The sequence below is a fragment of the Bradyrhizobium erythrophlei genome, assembly GCF_900129505.1.
In the GTDB taxonomy this organism is placed as follows: Bacteria; Pseudomonadota; Alphaproteobacteria; order Rhizobiales; family Xanthobacteraceae; genus Bradyrhizobium; species Bradyrhizobium erythrophlei_D.
In genome coordinates this window covers 8407780-8424223 of record NZ_LT670818.1, presented here as the reverse complement: position 1 = coordinate 8424223, position 16444 = coordinate 8407780, and the positions used below count along the sequence as shown (strand labels likewise).

Sequence of the window (16444 nt, the reverse complement as noted above, 5' to 3'; positions counted from 1 at the left end):
TTATCGGACCAGGGCGTGATCTAGATTCGCGGGCTCCAAGCAAAAGTCCCGGGAGACGAGAGAAAGGGGGACTCGTCAAAGTCCCCCTTCATCCCATATCCGCAGATGCTCAGAAGTTAAACGTCATGCCCGTGGTAGCAGCTCTGATCGTCGCGCCGCCGATTGTGTCGTTGGCCGCGTCGCGAGAGCAGACCTGATAGCCATGACCGCTGGCGCCGAGACAGTAATGCGCTCCCGGACCCTGGTTGAGCTGAGAGGCAACGACGTACCAGCTGGCCCAATTGTTGAAGTAGTAACGGGCGCCGATCGCATACTGGCTGGCGTCATTTGCGAACAGGTTTCCTTGCAAGGTCGCGGCCGACGCAAGCACGGGATCATTGACGCTCAACATCGCGGGGTTGCCCGGACTACTGAAGGCGTGGGCATAGGACCCGCTGATTGCCCACTTGCCAATCATCTGGGTGGCGCTTGCAAACACGGCGTCGCGGGAGCGTTCATTGAAGGGCTGCTCGATCGCAGTTACTTCGCGTCTAATCCACTCGTAGAAGGCGTTCAGCTGGAGATCGCCGAGGCCGTCGTTGAAGTGGTAGCCGCCGCCGACTTTCGCGGCCCATTCATTGTGAACGCCGGTGAGGACCTGAGAACCGTCGGCCAGGAAGACCGGAGCGATCAGACCAGGTTCGAGTCCGTCGTCGCCGTGACGATTGACCCCTTCATGGAGCTCATAGGCGGCGATCGCATTAAACGGGCCGTTCTTGTAGGTCAAAGCCGCGCTATAGGCATTGCCGTAAGAACCGTCGGTACAACCGTTGCCGCCGATATTGCCGGCCACGGCGCCCCCGGTGCCGGGGAAGTTGCTGCCGCTGCCGCGGCTCGACGCGCCGTTACATTGAAACGCGTCGCCGTACGAATAGTCGCTGTTGTCCTTGGCGTAATTCTGACCGGGGGAAGCCAGCGCGCTGAACTGGAAGCCGTTGTAGATCGGCGATTCGTACCAGACCGCGTGGTTCATCCGCCAATCGAACTCGGCGCGGTTGTCTCCGCCCGTGTTGCCCATGATCGAATTGTAGTCGCCGAGCGTTCGCGTGAACGGGTCCATCGCAGCGGTGGACTTCTTGTAGGGCGTATCGCTCTTGCCGGCCTTGATGGCGCCCCACGGGCCCTCCAGCCCCAGATAGCTGTCGCGCGTTCCAAGTGCGGCGCGCTCGGTCGGGGCGGACGCGAAATCGACCTGAGATTCCAATTGCGCGACGACCGCCATGCCTTCCCAGCCGTAGGGCGCGAGGTTATGCCTCACCCGGACGCCGAAACTCGAGATGTTGCTCGCGACACCGAGTTTGGTCCCCTGATCGAACACCGATGGATTGAAAATGTCCCCGGACAGATCGATCGATCCGTAGAGCGTGACGGTCGTGTTGTCGATCAACGGCGTCAACGGGCCCGCTTTTACCGGAATGCCGGCAATCATCGGGCCGGGTGGCGGCACCGGTGCCGGCGAAGTCGCGACGCTGCCGTGCAGAACGGGATTACCCTTGAACTTGCTCGGATCGGTAACAGCCGGTGCCGCGGCTACCGATACGGCAGCCGGTTTTGCGGAGAGACTGCGCACCTTCGAACGCAATTCGGCATTTTCTTTTTCGATCTTGTCGAGCCGCGCCATTACGTCATCGAGGGTCGCCGATCGCGCCGCGCCGCTGAACGAGACCAGACAGAGCGCGGCGCAAGCCGTCCCCGAAAGAAGTTTATTCCTCATGGCAATTCCCCACCGCTTTGCGCCCATTTCTACTTGAAGGCGATGCAGCGTAATGTATACCAAATGCCAATAGGAAGGCTTCGCAGACCGTTTTGTTGAAGATTTGTAACCTGTAGTAAAAATGGTACATTTTTATTGTTGTGCTGCAACAATCTATGGGAATCATGGAAATTTCTCGGGCGTTGCTCGCGCCGCGTATCTTGCATTGGGTATCCCAAAACGCTGCATTTGATAGGGCGGTCACCAGCCCATCCACGCCCGAACAAGCCCTGGTTGTGCAGTGCAAAATTCCCGTCGCACTCGCGAAGCCGCGTTCAGCCCGCCCAGGGTTTCTCGCCGCGCGCAATGCGTTCGGTAATCTCGGCCTGAAAGGCCGGCGGCCCAAAGGCGAACCACTCGTCTTTCACCTGGTAGATTAGCAGGCGCTTCTTTTCAGCGCTGAACTTCATGAGCCAGTCCAGCGCTTTCTTCTTCGGGCCAGCTTCGGCTGCGACCAACACGTCGACCGGCATGCCGCGCCAGAAAAAATTCGCCGCGAGCATGATCACGCCGGATTTGTCCGGACGTATCCATTCCGGCAACGGGCTTGAAGCGACCAACCATCCGCAAATGAATTCGCGGCAGGGTTTTTGGGGGCGTTCGCTGTAGATCGAGCACTGGTTTGCGACACTGAACGGACACGGCTTGCCCGGCCGGATATGGTGTCCACGCACTTCGATCTGCAGCCAGCCGTCGCAGCACGCCGTGCAGTCGCCACAGGTTCTCGGGTGTTGCTGGTCCAAATGACAAGGCCGCGGATTGAATGGCTGATGTTCGCTCAATGAAATCGCGAACGCAAGCAAATGCAAGCCGCAGCGCTCAAACGCGGGCCAAACCTGCCGCGGCCAGGTAGCGCAGTCAGGACGAAGGAGACCAAAAATGTCTCCTTCGCCTTTTTGTTCGGTTCATCCCGCTGACGGCGGTGAACCGGTGCTCTTGCTCAATCGCAAACCCGGACATTGCGCACGATGCGTTCGCCGTAGGGCGTGATCACGACGCGTCGCTGGAGATAGCAGTCGGGTCCATAGCCGTACGCGGGAGGTGCGACCACGATCCCGCCGCCGAAATAGCCGTGGTGATGGTGATGGTGGTGGTGGTGGTGGTGGTGGTGGTGGTAGAACGAATGGTGATGATGATGGTGGTGATGGTGATATTGAGCGAGCTGCAACAGCGGTTTCGGCTGGTGTGCCTTGGTCAGGTCATCCGTGATGAGCGCCGTCAGGGCATTCGGAATCGGCTCCAGGAGGTCGGCATAGGACTGAACCGGGGCGGAGGCGGATGGGGAAGGCGCCGCGCCGGCGCCATTGAAGGTCAAAAGGCCGGTGGCACCGCATAACAGGAAGGCGATGTGATTTTTCAAGTCGGTACTCCATCAAGTTGAATTTGGATCGTCAAATGAAACGCTCCCACAATCGCCGAACCCGGTGCTCGTTGCCTTGTTTCTTGGTAGCAATGGTTTCCAGAATGGTTCGAAGCGGGTTTTTGGCAGATGCGCCGACTCAGTTTGTCCGGCGGCCTCAATCATTCTGAAATTGGTGAGTTGACGGAATTATGGTCAGACACCGCGAACGGTTCGAAAGATGCCATCCGCGACAAATTGGCGTCCCCGCCCGGGTGACGCCGCTTTGCGCTGCCGGCATGAAGCCGGCGCAGCGCGTGAAGCGCAATCAGCGTGTTGCGTCCGTCCGGCGGTTGCGGTTTTTCTCCCGACAGCGCGCGACGATCGATCCGGCCGGAAAGAAAGAGCTAGCGTCCGTCGAACTGGTCCGGCCCCATCGCCCAGAGCCATTGGTCGTGGCCATCGGCGTAAGTGCGGTTGCTCTGCGCCGGATTGCGGTTGATCAGCGGCCGCAGATACATCGGATGGGTGGCGCTGCGCACCTCGTGCTCGACCGTGAACAGGTGCCTGCCATCGGCGGGATCGACGATGTCGCGAAATCGGTATTGGTACTGGTTGTCTTCCTGGGAGACCAGGCCGCGTTCCGACAACACGCGGTAAGGACCGGAGAAGTTCGTGATGTACATCTGCACATGGTGGCCATCGTATTCCGGCAATGGCCGATCGGTTTCGCGGAACTGCAGAAACTGGTCCTTCGCCATCTTCACGCGCGCCAGGGCGCCGTCGCCGTTTTTGTATTCGGCGGGTATCCCCATGATCTGCGGATAAAAGGCGCAGATGCCTTTCACGGTCCCGGGCGGTACCTCGAACTCGACATAGGGGATGCCGAGCGTGATGCGCCCGAAGCGCGCGGCATCCGGTTCGTAGCAGCGTATGCGATTGCCCCAGGGACAGATGGCCTCGACGTGGTCATTGTGCTCGCTGAACGCGAAGGTGGTGCCATCCAGTTTCCCGGCGACCGATGCGAGCCGGTCGAGCAGGGCCTCGCGGCCGGCGATGACGATCCCGGTATGGCCGCGCAGCACCTGCGCCTTGCCGCTCGGCAAATGAAACTGGCTCCTGCCGACGTTGACCCACATATTGGTGTCGGACACCATCAGATAGGGGTCGCGGGTAAGGCCGAGTCCGGCGACATAGAATAGCGTCGCCAGGCGCTGGTCGGGGACCTGGACGTTGACGTGCTCGAGATGGACCGAATTGCCGAGATCTTCTGCGGCGCGGTCGAATGGCTGCGGCATGGATGCGGTCCCCGGGGTTGCGCTAGCGCCCATCATAAGGACGCGCGGGGCGCTACGGAACAGCTGATTGATCGCAGGGCCGGCCTGCGATTGGGCATCCCATCCGGCGCCGCCTGCCGACGCTGCGCCGGGAGGCGGGGGACATGGCCCGGATAGCCGCAGGGCGCCGGGATCATGCGATCAGCAGGTGAGGAGATCCGTGTGTCCGAATCCCTTCGAGTAGTCGAGCAGGGAAATGACCGTCGGGGTGACGCGGACAGGCGGATTTCATCCGGGTTCGGCATCTTCATCGGCAAAGGCGGCGCCTCGGGGTATTTCAGCGGCAGCATGCGCAAGACCTTTTCTGCTTCGGCCCGATCCTCCACCGCATGGGCGCGCGCCGCCATCGAAAGGCCAGTGATGGCCATTAGGTTCGGGGTGTCGTGGTCGATCGTCAGCGACAGCCGATTGTCCAGCGCCAGATTGCCTTCTGGCTGTCAAGGCCGCAGAGAAAATACAGCGTCAGGCCTTCGTTCACATAGCCGACGGTCGTTGCCTGCGGCCAACCGTCGGGCCGCAGCGTTGCGACCGTCATGATGCGGTGTTTGTCCAGGATCGTCAGAATTTTCTCTCTGATGTTCGCATCCATCGGCCGTCTCTATCGTTGCGAGCAAGGCAAGGCGCGCTAAGTACGGTAATGCCTTTCGGTTTGCGTGGCCTTGAGGGAAGTCAATGGTGGATAGAAATCGACGCAGCCGGCGCTGGATCGGCGAGCTAGCCGCCGTAGCTTTGCACCAGGCTGCCCGCCACCAGCGACCAGCCGTCGACCAGCACGAAGAAGATCAACTTGAACGGCAACGACACCACGACCGGTGGCAGCATCATCATGCCCATCGACATCAGGACCGAAGCGACCACGAGGTCGATGATCAGAAAGGGGAGGAACAGCAGGAAGCCGATCTCGAAGGCGCGTTTCAGCTCGGAGATCATGAAGGCCGGCACCAGGATCCGCAGCGACATGTCCTCGGGCGTGGCCGGCGGCGGTTCGCCCGACAGGTCCATGAACAGTTTCAGGTCTTTCTCGCGCACGTTCTTCTGCATGAAGCCGCGCAACGGCACCGCGGCCCGCTGCAACGCTTCCTCGACGCTGATCTGGTTGGCGACCAGCGGCTTGATGCCGTCGTCATAGGATTTCTGCAGCACCGGCCCCATCACGAACGCGGTCAGGAACATCGCCAGCGCGATGATGACGGAGTTTGGCGGCGCGGTCGCGGTGCCCAAGGCGGTGCGCAACAGCGACAGCACGACCACGATGCGGGTGAACGACGTCATCATGATCAGGATCGACGGCGCGATCGAGAGCACCGTCAATAGCGCGATCAGCTGGATCGCCCGCTCGGTGACGCCGCCATTGCCCTGGCCGAGATTGATGCTGATGTCCTGCGCGAACGCAGGCGCCGCCAGCGAACCGGCGGTGATCAGGACTAGGAAAAATAAAACTCTACGCGGGAAGGTCGCCGATCTCACGAAGGGGACTTTGGACGGCCCAGCAAGGACGCCATCTCGTCTTCGAGATTTTCAAAGCCGCTCTTCGGCGAGGGCGAGGCAACCGGCGGGGCCGCCGGGGGCTCGCTGCGGGTGGCGGCGCGGGCGGGCGGCGGTTCGGGCGCAACCGGCGGCGCGCCGACCCTCGGCTCAGCGGCTTCGCCGGCGGGCCGGCGAAGTGCGGCCTCCAGCCGTTGCGCCATCTCGGCAAGATTTTGGTCGGCCGCGGACATTGCAGGGGCCGGCGGGACAGGAGGGGGAGGTGGGGGAGGTGGCGCGGCCGGCCGTTCAGCGGCGCGAAGCGGAGGCGGTGCCTTCGGCATCTCGCTCGGGCGCGGCGGGCGGGGCATCATCGATTCGCTGCGCGGTGTCGCGCGCGAGGGCATCGGCATCGGTTCGACGCGTGGCTCGGGGCGAGATTCGGGACGGCCGCCAAGCGGATTACCGAGCGGCTCCGGGGCGAAACCGGCCAGGGGATCGCCGCGCATCGGCTCGTTACGCCCAGATTCGTTGCGCAAAGGCTCGCTGCGCGAAGGCTCGCCGCGCATGGGTTCTCCACGCGTGGGCTCGCCGCGCCGTTCGGCCAGCGCCGGACGGCGGATTTCGTCGGCGAACGAGGGGCGGACCGGCCGCGGCGGCGGTTCGGGCATTTGCGGCTCGGCCTGTTCGAAGCCCGGCCCAATGCTGTCGGCCCAGGCGGCGTCGGGCAGCGGCGCAACCCGGGACGGCGGCTCGGCGGCGACGCCGGCCCGTTGCGGCAACTGCTCGCGTCCAGGCATCGCGCGCACGATATTGGGTTCCACGACGATATCGGTCGGGCCGCCGATCATCAGCAGATGTTCGACATTGTCGCGGCGCACCAGCACCAGGCGCCGGCGGCCGTCCACGGCGGCGGCGTCGATCACGGCCAGCCGCGGCATCCGCCCGCGATTGGTATTGGTGCCGAGGCGGCTGCCGGCGAATCGGCGAACCAGCCAGGCGGCGACCCCGATCAGTGCCAGCACGGCCACGAACGCGAAGAAGAATGTCAGTGCCTGCATGTGTGTCCCCGGCAAATAGCGATTTCTTGTCTCCCGTCCGTCGCACGCAGATCCGAATCGATGCAACAGACGGCGAAAAAAAGCCTGAACCCGGCCCTAATTCTTAACATCCTGCGGCAAAAGCTGCCGCGTCCCACATCTTAATAACCCATGAATCGGCTGGGCCAAAATGACTTCTTGGGTTTCGGATTGGATCGATTTGGTTGGTTAACGCAGCTTTCGTGGCGAAAATGCGCATAATTGATGCCCGTTGCGCGAATCGGCGGCTCGAGCCCGGGCCGTCCACCGGCTCCCGCAAATTAACCGGCTGTTAACTATACACGCGGCAAATTCTGCCTACCCGAGGCCATGGTGCCCGGCAGGGAAAGTGGAGCGGTAGCCGATGTCCATCAACGATCTTCCGGTCCTCTCGGCGTTGCGTACCAAGATGCAGTGGCACCAGGAGCGCCAGCGGGTGCTGTCCGAGAACGTTTCCAACTCCGACACGCCGAATTTCAAGCCGCGCGATCTGGTCGAGCCGAAATTCGACAAGAGCGGCGCGCCTGCGGGATCGATGGGGACGCTGGCGATGATGCGCACCACGACCTCGCATATCGCCCAGTCGGGCAACGACCCGACCTTCGATCAGAACAAGCGGGCGGGTTTCCAGACCAGGCCCGCCGGCAATGCGGTCAATCTGGAAGACGAAATGCTCAAGGTTTCCGCCAACCAGATGGACTACGCGGCGGTGACCTCGCTCTATGGCAAGAGCCTGCATCTCCTGAAGACCGCGATTGGCAAGGGCTAGGCGCTGACAAGAGCCGAGGTAACAGATCATGGCCAACGATATGAACGATTTCGCCCGCTCGATGGGCATCGCGACCTCGGGCCTGCGCGCGCAGGCCGGGCGGATGCGGGTGATTTCGGAAAACATCGCCAACGCGGATTCCACGGCGCAGAGCGCCGGCGGCGACCCCTATCGCCGCAAGGTCCCGACATTTTCCTCTGCGCTCGACCGCACGCTGGATGCCAATACCGTGACGCTCGGCAAGATCAGGCCCGATCCGTCGGCGTTTCGCGTCAAGCACGACCCCGGCAATCCGGCCGCGGACGCCGCCGGCAACGTCAAATTCCCCAACGTCAATCCGCTGATCGAAATGACCGATATGCGCGACGCGCAACGATCCTATGAAGCGAACCTCAACATCATCAGCGCCACGCGCCGGATGATTCAGCGCACGCTCGACATCCTCAAGGCCTGAACAGGAAAGCTTGAACCATGGCTTCACCCACAGTCGCTGCCAATGCCTACGCCAATCTCGCCCGCATTCTCGATACCGGCGGCGCCGGCAAGGGCTCCGAGAGCGGCGGCCCCTCGTTCGGCGCGCTGCTCAAGGACGCGATCGGCAGCGTGCTCGACGCCGGCAAGAAATCCGACGCCCAAACGGTGTCGATGGCGCAGGGCAAGGCCAACGTGATGGACGTGGTGACGGCGGTGGCGGAAACCGACGTCGCGGTCTCGACCCTGGTGTCGGTGCGCGACCGTGTGATCGCGTCCTACGAAGACATCATGAAGATGCCGATCTGATCGGTCCTCATCCTGAGGAGCCGGCGTCTCGAAGGATGGAAAACCACACGGGCTTCATGGTTCGAGACGCGCGCGAAGAGCGCGCTCCTCACCGTGAGACGAGAAAAAGGGAATTCGAAATGACCGGTGCTGAAACCCTTGACGTGGCGCGCGACGCGATCTGGACCATCGTGGTGGTGTCGTCGCCCTTGATGGTGGTCGGCCTCGTGGTCGGCGTGGTGGTGTCGCTGTTCCAGGCGCTGACCCAGATCCAGGAACAGACGCTGGTGTTCGTGCCGAAGATTCTCGCGATCTTCGTGACGTTATTGCTCGCCTTGCCGTTCATGGCGGATGCGCTGCACAGCCACATGATGCGTATATCATCGCGAATCATAGGCGGTTGATGCAGTATGCGTGACCAATGCGCATCGATGTCTCATTGTTGCCCGCGCTTGCCGCCGCCTTCATGCTGGTGTTCGCCCGCATCGGTGCCATGGTGATGCTGTTGCCGGGGCTCGGCGAAACCAACATTCCGGTTCGCATCAAGCTCGCGATCGCACTGTTATTGACGCTGATCATCCTGCCGCTGCACCGCGCGGCCTATCATATCGACATGCAGTCGATCTCGTCGCTGCTGGTATTGATGGTGTACGAGATCATCATCGGCATCGTTCTGGGGGCTACCGCCCGGGTGACGCTCTCGGCGCTGCAGGTCGCAGGAAGCGTGATCGCCCAGCAGATGGGCCTCGGCTTCGTCACCGCGGTCGATCCGACCCAGGGCCAGCAGGGCCTCTTGATCGGCAACTTCCTCACGCTGCTCGGCATTACGCTGCTGTTTGCGACCGACAGCCATCACCTCGTGATTGCGGCCCTCAACGACAGCTATACGATCTTTTCGCCCGGCGAGGTCATGCCGAGCGGCGACGTCGCGGCGCTGGCCACCCGCGCCTTCGCCGCCGCCTTCAAGATCGGCATGCAGCTTTCGGCGCCATTTCTGGTGTTCGGCCTCGTGTTCAATATCGGGCTTGGCGTCCTGGCGCGGCTGATGCCGCAGATGCAGGTCTATTTCGTCGGCGTGCCGCTCGCGATCCTGTTCGGTTTCCTGATCTTCGCGCTCGTTCTCACGGCGCTGATGGGAACCTTCCTCGATTACTTCATCGGCGTCATGCATGAGCTGATCCCGCTCAAGTGAAAGTGGCAAGAAATGGCCGACGAGAACGACAGTTCCGATAAAACAGAAGACCCTACGCAAAAACGGCTGGACGACGCCCACGAACGCGGCGACGTCGCCAAAAGCCAGGAAATCAACACCTGGTTCGTGATCGCCGGCGGTACGCTGGTGCTGCAGACGTTTTCCGGATCGATCGGCGGCGGCATCCTGATGCCGCTGCGCAACCTGATCGCCAAATCCTGGATGATCCATACCGACGGTGCGAGCCTTCTGGTGCTGACGCAGTCGCTCGGCTATGTGCTGATGGCGGCACTCGGTGTGCCGTTCCTGCTGCTGGCGCTGGCGGCGATCGCCGGCAATATGGTGCAGCATCGGCTGGTGTGGTCGGCCGAGTCCCTGAAGCCCAAATTCAGCAAGGTCTCGCCTGCGTCGGGTCTGAAGCGGATTTTCGGCAAGCAGGCGGCGGCGAATTTCGCCAAGGGGCTCTTCAAGCTGATCGCGCTCGGCGCGGTCATGACGGCGATCCTGTGGCCGGAGCGTCATCGTCTGGAGTCGTTCATGCACTTCGACCCGGGCATGATTCTCAGTGCGACCACCAGCCTGACCGTGCATCTGATGGGTGCGGTGGTGGCGATGCTCGCGGCGGTCGCGATCGCGGATTATCTGTTCCAGTACCGGCAGTGGTTCGAGCGGCAGAAGATGTCGCTGCAGGAGATGAAGCAGGAGTTCAAGCAGTCCGAAGGCGATCCCCACGTCAAGGGCCGCATCAGGCAGCTGCGCCAGCAGCGCATGAAGAAGCGCATGATGGCCGCGGTTCCCAAGGCCTCCGTGATCATCACCAACCCGACCCACTACGCGGTGGCGCTCAGTTACGAACGCGGCATGTCGGCGCCAGTCTGCGTCGCCAAGGGCATCGACACCATCGCGCTCAAGATCAGGGAAGTCGCAGGCAAACACGATATCCCGATCGTCGAGAACGTGCCGCTGGCGCGGGCGTTGTATGCGACGGTGGAGATCGACGACGAAATCCCGGTGGAACATTATCACGCGGTGGCCGAGATCATCGGCTATGTGATGGGGCTCAAGCGCGGGGTTTTCAACCGGCGGGCGTGAACCTGGCCGGGCGGAGAATTGTGGAAGGGGCCGGAAATGCCCCGCTTTGAACGAAATTGCGGGCCTGCGGACTTGCGTTGGCGGGTCCGATTCAGGCACTCAGGGAGTTAAGCGTACGTTGAAGGTGCGCCACATCCATGTCGACAGGCTGCATCGCCCGCTATGACCGCCGATTTTGACACTGATTCGCCACGCGAGCCGATGGCCGTCCACGAGCCCGGGCGGCGCGGCTCGATCGTGCTGGTGCTGCTGGTGGCCGGCGGTATCGTCGCGGTGGCGATAGCGCTGATGACGCTCGGCCGGACGCAGGCGCAGCCCTACATCCTGGGCCTTCTGGCGCTGCTCGCCATGGTCGGGCTGTTCAATTTGTTCGCGTTCGCCGCCGGCATCATCCGGTTCTCCGATCGCGCCGCCGACGATCCGGTCAAGGGCAGTATCGCCGACCAGGCCTATGACGGCCTCGCCGTCACTGATCCGCGCGGCCACATCGTCTATTCCAACGCCGCCTATCTCGCGCTGACGGGCGCCGCAACCCCGCTCGACGTGCGCCCGGTGGAACGGGTATTCATCGGCAATCCCGACGTGTCGGAGGCGGTGTTTCGCCTACTCAAGGCGGCGCGCGAAGGCAAGCGACAGCAGGAAGAGGTCCGCATCGCGGGCACCGACGGCGCCAACGGCCGCTGGCTGCGGATGCGGGTCCGGCCGCTCGGCGGAAACACGCGCGAGGCGAAATACGCGGTCTGGTCGATCGCCGACATCACCCGCGACCGCGAGCGGCAGGAGGACGTATTCCAGGAGCTGCAGCACGCGATCGAATATCTCGATCATGCGCCGTGCGGCTTCTTCTCGGTTAGTCCCGTCGGCGACATCGTCTATGTCAACGCCACGCTGGCGAACTGGCTGGATCACGACCTCGCCGAGATCGGCTCGGGCGGTCTGAAGCTGAGCGACATCGTGTCCGGCGACGGGGCGGCGCTGTTGACCTCGATTCCGCCGATGCCCGGCGAAGTCAAAACCGAAGTTTTCGACATCGATCTGCGGATGCGCGGCGGCAAGACCATGCCGGTGCGGCTCTACCACAAGCTGGCCTTCGGCGCTGACGGCGTGCCCGGCGCCTCGCGCACGCTCGTGATCAGCCGCGCGCGCGACGAGCGCGCCGATCCGCAGCGCGCCGCCGAAGTCCGCTTCATGCGATTCTTCGACCACACCCCGATGGCGATCGCGACTGTCGACCGCAGCGGCGCCGTGGTGCGCGCCAATGCCCGCTATGCCAAGCTGGCGCAAAGCCTGAACCCGGAGAGCGCGGCCGGCAAGTCGATCTTCCGCGCGGTGAGCGAGCGCGACCGCCATCTGGTGATCGCGGCGATCAATCAGGCCGCCGAAGGGCAGGGCGATATTGCACCCGTCGAGGTGATGCTCGAAGGGGCCAAGGAGCGCTGGGGCCAGTTCTTCGTTACCTCGGTCGAGGAAGACGAGCGCGACACCGAGGCCGCGATCGTCTACCTGCTCGAGACCACCGAGCGGCGCGCGCTGGAGAACCAGATCAACCAGTCGCAGAAGATGGAAATGGTCGGCCAGCTCGCCGGCGGCATCGCGCACGATTTCAACAACGTGCTCTCGGCCATCATGATGGCGACCGACTTCCTGCTGAACGCGCACAAGCCGACCGATCCGTCGTTCCAGGACATCATGCAGATCAAGCAGAATGCTAACCGCGCCGCGGCACTGGTGCGGCATCTGCTGGCTTTCTCGCGCAAGCAGACATTGCGGCCGCAGGTGCTCGATCTCGGCGAGTCGCTGTCGGATATCGAAAACCTGCTGAAGCGGCTGATCGGCGAAAAGGTCAAGCTAGAGGTGGTGCACGGCCGCGACCTGTGGCCGATCAAGGTGGATCTGTCGCAATTCGAGCAGGTGATCGTCAATCTCGCGGTCAACGCCCGCGACGCCATGCCCGAAGGCGGCAAGCTGACGGTGCGGACCGCCAACCTCGCGGCCGAAGAGTCCGCGCAACTCGCCTATAAGGGCATGCCGCCGGCGGATTATGTGCGGATCGACATATCGGATACCGGCACCGGCATTCCCGCCGATATCGTCGACAAGATTTTCGAGCCGTTTTTCTCGACCAAGGAAGTCGGCAAGGGCACCGGGCTCGGCCTGTCGACGGTGTACGGCATCGTCAAGCAGACCGGCGGCTTCGTCTATGTGGATTCCGAAGCCGGCAAGGGCACCTCGTTCCATATCTTCCTGCCGCGGCATCTTGCCGAGCCGGAGATTGCGCCCGAAGTGCACGCGACGAGTGGCGCGCCCAAGGAAACGTCGGCGGAGACGAAGCCGCGCACCGATCTGACCGGGCAGGGCACCATCCTGCTGGTCGAGGACGAGGAGGGCCTGCGCTCGCTGAACGCGCGCGGCCTGCGCTCGCGCGGCTACAGCGTGATCGAGGCCTCGAACGGTATCGAGGCGCTGGAGGCGCTGGAAGAAAAGGACGGTGCGGTCGATCTCGTCGTTTCCGACGTGGTGATGCCGGAGATGGACGGCCCGACCTTGCTCAAGGCGATGCGCGGCCGCAATCCGGATCTCAAGATCATCTTCGTGTCGGGCTACGCGGAAGACGCCTTCGAGAAGAGCCTGCCGGAGAACCAGCAATTTGCGTTCCTGCCGAAGCCGTTTACGCTGAGCCAGCTCGTGGCTGCGGTGAAGGAGACGATGGCACCTTCGTGATTGCATCCATCGAAAACTCAGCCGTCATTCCGGGATGGTGCGAAGCACCAGACCCGGAATCTCGAGATTCTCCGATGTGCAATTGCACATCGTAGTTCGATGCTTTTCGCATCGCCCCGGAATGACGCTGCCACTACGCGCGTAGGCGGCCCCAAACGCCCCGAAAATCTGCCCAATTGACGCATCCCCGCGACCGAGGGCCGCAGCCGGGTTTGCCCATCATGGCTTCACTTTTAGGCAGCACTGCCCATGTTAGGGGCGCTTCCCCCTGCCGGGGAATTAGGGAAACAGACATGAAATTCACGCAACGCGCCCGCGGCATCGTTCAGGCGATTGCCGTCACCTTAGCGCTGGCGCTGCCCGTCGTGGCCGCCGTCTCGCCGGCCGACGCGCGCGTCGGCGGCGGCTTCGGCTCGGGTTCGCGGGGAACGCGGACCTTCGCGCCGCCGCCCAGCACCTCGACGGCGCCCGGCGGCGCCCAACCGTTCAACCGCACCTTTACCCAGCCCGGCAGCCCCGGGATCGGCGCGCCGGCGTCTGCCGGCGGCGGCTTCTTCAACCGGCCCGGCCGCGGCCTGCTCGGCGGCCTCGCCGCTGGCTTCCTTGGCGCCGGCCTGCTCGGCATGTTGTTCGGCGGCGGCATGTTCGGCGGTCTGGGCGGATTGTCCTCGATCTTCGGCCTGATCCTGCAGATCGGCCTGATCTTCATCGTGGTCCGGCTGGCGATGTCATGGTGGCAGCGCCGCCATGAAACGGCTGCCGCCTATGCCGGTCCCGCTGCGGCGCCCGGTGCGCCGACGGGCTTCCGCGCTGCAGCCACCGGGTTTGGCATGGGATCGGGCAGCGCGCCGCTCGAAATCTTGCCCGCCGACTACGAAGCGTTCGAGCGGTTGCTGGGCGATATCCAGGCGGCGTGGTCGAACGAGGATGTCGCGAAGCTGCACACGATGGCGACGCCCGAGATGGTGTCGTATTTCACCAAAGACCTCGAGGCGAACCGCGCGCGCAACGTCGTCAACAAGGTCTCCGGCACCAAGCTGCTGCAGGGCGACCTTGCCGAAGCCTGGCGCGAGGGCGACACCGATTTCGCCAGCGTGGCGATGCGGTTCTCGCTGATTGACAAGACCGTCGATCGCGCCAGCGGCCGGCTGGTTGAGGGCAGCGAGCAGCCTTCGGAAGTCACCGAAGTGTGGACCTTCCTGCGCGAGCGCGGCGGCAATTGGGAACTCTCGGCGATCCAGCAGACCTGATCGCCGGTCAAGCGATGATGATGCAAGGGCGCCGCGGTTCATGCCGCGGCGCCTTTGTCGTTCGAGCGGGGGATCACCGGGACAAAATAGGCCCGCGGCCTGCGCTTCATCAGCGCAGTGCGAACGATGCCGAGCCCGGATCGACGATGGTGTAACCGGCAATCGAACGCGGATGTTCGCGGGTCACGTGACCGCCGGAATTGCCGTCATGTACGTACCAGATGTCGCGCGCGACCTGGCTCTGCAAGATCATGACGTGGCCTGATCGGACCGCCGCCATGCCCGGCGCCGGGGCGCCATGTGGGAAACGGCGCCAGTTCGAAGCGAGATTGAGTTGCGGAATGATTCGGCCAAAACGGAATAGGGACGCCTCGCACCCACAGAACGCGTGCGGGCAACCGGAAGGGCGCGAACTGACGATTCTTTCGTCCATTTGAACGTCACCGTTGAACGACGCCATGGCGTTCAGAAATTGGTGACGATGATGATGGTGGGGATGGGCTTGGGCTTGAGGAGAAGCAAGCAATAACAACGTTACAGTACAAACGGTTTTCCGCATCGTGGAGGACTCCGAGAGTTTGCGAAATCCCCTGCCGCACGGAGAGAAAGCCACCGAACGTGTCAGTATGTTGGCGAAACCATGAGCCGGGATGGGCCGTTGCGCGGCCTTCAGCGAACCCCTGCGTAGGACGGGAAGCGGACATGGACCGAACCCGATCAAGCGACGAGGATTCAAGAGGCCGTCGGTTCGTCCAGCGCCGCCCGGCTGCGCGGAATGTTTCCCGCATCACCGACATTCGGTAAGCGGAGCCGGCATGCGGCGATGGAGCTCTCTATATCGACGCCGCGAACCAATGCTTTAATCTCTCCTTAAAGCTGCAAAACCGACGAGGGGGCTTCATGCGCTACGAACTCTATTACTGGCCAGGCATCCAGGGCCGCGGCGAATATGTCCGTCTCGCTCTGGAAGAGGCCGGCGCCGATTACGCCGATGTGGCGCGCAGCGAGCGCGGCATGGCCGCGATGATGCGGATGATGGAGGTGGGCAAGGGCACGCCGCCCTTCGCGCCGCCGTTTCTGAAAGCCGGCAAGCTCGTGGTTGGGCAGACCGCCAACATCCTGCTCTATCTCGGCCCGCGCCTTGGGTTGGCGCCGAAGCCGGAGGAGGGAAAGCTATGGGTGCACCAGCTGCAGCTCACGGTTGCCGATCTCGTGCTGGAGATCCACGACACCCATCATCCGCTCGGGCCGTCGCTGTACTACGAGGACCAGCGGGGACCGGCGAAAAAACGCAGCGAGGAGTTCTGGAACGAACGGGTGCCGAAATATCTGGGGTATTTCGAGAATCTGTTGAAGAACAATGGCGGCTCCTATTTGACCGGCCGCCGGCCGACTTACGTCGATCTCTCGCTGTTCCAGATCGTGGAGGGGCTGCGCTATGCCTTCCCCAAGCGCATGAAGACGTTCGAGCGCAATATTCCCGGCCTGATCGGCCTGCACGACCGCGTCGCCGCGAGGCCCAACATCAAGGCCTATCTCGGCAGCGACCGTCGTATCGCCTTCAACGAGGACGGCATTTTCCGGCATTACAAAGAACTGGATCTGTAGGCAGTGCGCGACGGAATCTTTACCTCACCCCGCGAAGAGCGG

At 63.0% G+C, this 16444-nt stretch carries 17 protein-coding genes; 9 read left to right on the top strand and 8 right to left on the bottom strand.

The genetic code is table 11. The features are described from left to right. Positions 1-109 precede the first annotated feature (109 nt). The 7 genes from B5525_RS39950 to B5525_RS39920 form a co-directional block, all read right to left on the bottom strand. Positions 110-1753 (bottom strand): porin, encoded by a 1644-nt coding sequence (locus B5525_RS39950; RefSeq protein WP_172900068.1) that lies wholly within the window; start codon positions 1751-1753, stop codon positions 110-112. 314 nt (positions 1754-2067) lie between these two features. After that, positions 2068-2595 carry a hypothetical protein gene (locus tag B5525_RS45720; protein ID WP_172900067.1) on the bottom strand — a complete coding sequence of 176 codons (528 nt, stop codon included), beginning with the start codon at positions 2593-2595 and terminating at the stop codon, positions 2068-2070. A gap of 137 nt (positions 2596-2732) precedes the next feature. Continuing rightward, positions 2733-3152, bottom strand: coding sequence for a hypothetical protein (locus tag B5525_RS47660; protein ID WP_197687886.1), 420 nt, complete (start codon positions 3150-3152; stop codon positions 2733-2735). Between the two features lie 386 nt (positions 3153-3538). Then, positions 3539-4429, bottom strand: coding sequence for a hypothetical protein (locus B5525_RS39935; RefSeq protein WP_079571716.1), 891 nt, complete (start codon positions 4427-4429; stop codon positions 3539-3541). Positions 4430-4862: 433 nt separating this feature from the next. After that, a complete protein-coding gene (locus B5525_RS46985; protein WP_244567739.1) occupies positions 4863-5057 on the bottom strand; it encodes a pyridoxamine 5'-phosphate oxidase family protein in 195 nt (64 codons plus the stop codon). Between the two features lie 125 nt (positions 5058-5182). Then, positions 5183-5935 (bottom strand): flagellar type III secretion system pore protein FliP, encoded by a 753-nt coding sequence (gene fliP, locus B5525_RS39925; RefSeq protein ID WP_079571715.1) that lies wholly within the window; start codon positions 5933-5935, stop codon positions 5183-5185. After that, entirely contained in the window at positions 5932-6993 is a 1062-nt protein-coding gene (locus tag B5525_RS39920) for a flagellar biosynthetic protein FliO (protein WP_079571713.1), read from the bottom strand. Before B5525_RS39920 ends, fliP begins: the two co-directional genes overlap by 4 nt. Before the next feature lie 382 nt (positions 6994-7375). On the opposite strand from B5525_RS39920, the gene flgB reads away from it, so the two are divergent. The 8 genes from flgB (at position 7376) to B5525_RS39880 (ending at position 14794) form a co-directional block, all read left to right on the top strand. Then, positions 7376-7780 (top strand): flagellar basal body rod protein FlgB, encoded by a 405-nt coding sequence (gene flgB, locus B5525_RS39915; RefSeq protein ID WP_079571712.1) that lies wholly within the window; start codon positions 7376-7378, stop codon positions 7778-7780. Between the two features lie 28 nt (positions 7781-7808). Continuing rightward, positions 7809-8234 (top strand): flagellar basal body rod protein FlgC, encoded by a 426-nt coding sequence (gene flgC, locus B5525_RS39910; protein WP_079571710.1) that lies wholly within the window; start codon positions 7809-7811, stop codon positions 8232-8234. A 17-nt stretch (positions 8235-8251) separates the two neighbouring features. Beyond that, positions 8252-8560, top strand: coding sequence for a flagellar hook-basal body complex protein FliE (gene fliE / locus B5525_RS39905; RefSeq protein ID WP_079571708.1), 309 nt, complete (start codon positions 8252-8254; stop codon positions 8558-8560). 119 nt (positions 8561-8679) lie between these two features. Beyond that, a complete protein-coding gene (gene fliQ, locus B5525_RS39900; RefSeq protein ID WP_079571707.1) occupies positions 8680-8943 on the top strand; it encodes a flagellar biosynthesis protein FliQ in 264 nt (87 codons plus the stop codon). Between the two features lie 17 nt (positions 8944-8960). Continuing rightward, a complete protein-coding gene (fliR, locus tag B5525_RS39895; protein WP_079571705.1) occupies positions 8961-9731 on the top strand; it encodes a flagellar biosynthetic protein FliR in 771 nt (256 codons plus the stop codon). A gap of 12 nt (positions 9732-9743) precedes the next feature. Continuing rightward, complete coding sequence (gene flhB, locus B5525_RS39890) at positions 9744-10823, top strand: flagellar biosynthesis protein FlhB (RefSeq protein ID WP_079571704.1); 1080 nt, start codon at positions 9744-9746, stop codon at positions 10821-10823. Between the two features lie 162 nt (positions 10824-10985). Further along, entirely contained in the window at positions 10986-13544 is a 2559-nt protein-coding gene (gene cckA, locus B5525_RS39885) for a cell cycle histidine kinase CckA (protein WP_079571702.1), read from the top strand. Positions 13545-13837: 293 nt separating this feature from the next. After that, entirely contained in the window at positions 13838-14794 is a 957-nt protein-coding gene (locus B5525_RS39880; protein WP_079571701.1) for a Tim44 domain-containing protein, read from the top strand. 109 nt (positions 14795-14903) lie between these two features. Here the strand turns inward: B5525_RS39880 and B5525_RS39875 are convergent, their stop codons facing one another. Beyond that, positions 14904-15353: a hypothetical protein gene (locus B5525_RS39875; protein ID WP_244567738.1), complete on the bottom strand. Its 450-nt coding sequence runs from the start codon at positions 15351-15353 to the stop codon at positions 14904-14906. Between the two features lie 341 nt (positions 15354-15694). Between B5525_RS39875 and B5525_RS39870 the strand changes: the two genes are divergently transcribed. Beyond that, on the top strand, positions 15695-16402 hold the full coding sequence (locus B5525_RS39870; protein WP_079571698.1) for a glutathione S-transferase: 708 nt from the start codon (positions 15695-15697) through the stop codon (positions 16400-16402). Positions 16403-16444 lie beyond the last annotated feature (42 nt).

Excerpts from the sequence above, each read along its gene's own strand:
- cckA (WP_079571702.1), top strand. The coding sequence starts at position 10,986 with ATGACCGCCGATTTTGACACTGATTCGCCACGCGAGCCGATGGCCGTC.
- flgB (WP_079571712.1), top strand. The coding sequence starts at position 7,376 with ATGTCCATCAACGATCTTCCGGTCCTCTCGGCGTTGCGTACCAAGATG.
- B5525_RS46985 (WP_244567739.1), bottom strand. The coding sequence starts at position 5,057 with ATGGATGCGAACATCAGAGAGAAAATTCTGACGATCCTGGACAAACAC.
- flhB (WP_079571704.1), top strand. The coding sequence starts at position 9,744 with ATGGCCGACGAGAACGACAGTTCCGATAAAACAGAAGACCCTACGCAA.
- fliR (WP_079571705.1), top strand. The coding sequence starts at position 8,961 with ATGCGCATCGATGTCTCATTGTTGCCCGCGCTTGCCGCCGCCTTCATG.
- B5525_RS39875 (WP_244567738.1), bottom strand. The coding sequence starts at position 15,353 with ATGCGGAAAACCGTTTGTACTGTAACGTTGTTATTGCTTGCTTCTCCT.
- B5525_RS39870 (WP_079571698.1), top strand. The coding sequence starts at position 15,695 with ATGCGCTACGAACTCTATTACTGGCCAGGCATCCAGGGCCGCGGCGAA.
- B5525_RS39880 (WP_079571701.1), top strand. The coding sequence starts at position 13,838 with ATGAAATTCACGCAACGCGCCCGCGGCATCGTTCAGGCGATTGCCGTC.
- B5525_RS39935 (WP_079571716.1), bottom strand. The coding sequence starts at position 4,429 with ATGCCGCAGCCATTCGACCGCGCCGCAGAAGATCTCGGCAATTCGGTC.
- B5525_RS39950 (WP_172900068.1), bottom strand. The coding sequence starts at position 1,753 with ATGAGGAATAAACTTCTTTCGGGGACGGCTTGCGCCGCGCTCTGTCTG.
- B5525_RS39920 (WP_079571713.1), bottom strand. The coding sequence starts at position 6,993 with ATGCAGGCACTGACATTCTTCTTCGCGTTCGTGGCCGTGCTGGCACTG.
- fliQ (WP_079571707.1), top strand. The coding sequence starts at position 8,680 with ATGACCGGTGCTGAAACCCTTGACGTGGCGCGCGACGCGATCTGGACC.
- flgC (WP_079571710.1), top strand. The coding sequence starts at position 7,809 with ATGGCCAACGATATGAACGATTTCGCCCGCTCGATGGGCATCGCGACC.
- fliE (WP_079571708.1), top strand. The coding sequence starts at position 8,252 with ATGGCTTCACCCACAGTCGCTGCCAATGCCTACGCCAATCTCGCCCGC.